This window comes from Aestuariibacter sp. GS-14 (assembly GCF_006494365.1).
GTDB lineage: Bacteria > Pseudomonadota > Gammaproteobacteria > Enterobacterales > Alteromonadaceae > Alteromonas > Alteromonas mangrovi.
Window position 1 is genome coordinate 1 of the sequence record NZ_VHIP01000045.1, and the last position, 836, is coordinate 836.

Consider the following 836-nt stretch of genomic DNA (forward strand, 5'->3'; position numbering starts at 1 on the left):
AAACATCAATCTGATATCACTGATATTGTAAGTAGTTTGCAATTACAGTTCGAATCATCGGAAGAAGCAGATAAGGGAAATAGCCACAGTAAAAAAATGCTTAAAGCACTTCTAAGTGAGGGTGAAAGCATCTGGGAGATCACTGAGAAAATACTAAATTCGTTTGAGTATACTTCGAGATTTACAAAAACAAAAACTTTATACCAATTCCTCTTCCTAGCTACTTTCATCAATTGTGGAAGATTCAGCGATATTAAGAACGTTGATCCGAAATCATTTAAATTAGTCCAAAATAAGTATCTGGGAGTAATAATCCAGTGTTTAGTGACAGAGACAAAGACAAGCGTTAGTAGGCACATATACTTCTTTAGCGCAAGGGGTAGGATCGATCCACTTGTATATTTGGATGAATTTTTGAGGAATTCTGAACCAGTCCTAAAACGAGTAAATAGGACCGGCAATTCTTCAAGCAATAAACAGGAATACCAATTATTAAAAGATAACTTAGTCAGATCGTACAATAAAGCTTTGAAGAAAAATGCGCCTTATTCAATCTTTGCTATAAAAAATGGCCCAAAATCTCACATTGGAAGACATTTGATGACCTCATTTCTTTCAATGAAGGGCCTAACGGAGTTGACTAATGTTGTGGGAAATTGGAGCGATAAGCGTGCTTCTGCCGTGGCCAGGACAACGTATACTCATCAGATAACAGCAATACCTGATCACTACTTCGCACTAGTTTCTCGGTACTATGCATATGATCCAATATCAAAGGAAATGATAGCATTGAAGGATGAGACTAATCCAATTGAGGAGTGGCAGCATATAGAACA

1 protein-coding gene is annotated in these 836 nt (G+C 36.8%); it reads left to right on the plus strand.

All coding sequences use genetic code 11. From position 1 onward, the window contains the following. Window positions 1–836, plus strand: an 836-nt coding sequence (locus FJ444_RS21265; protein ID WP_219993937.1) for a hypothetical protein, incomplete at both ends; no start/stop codon positions are given.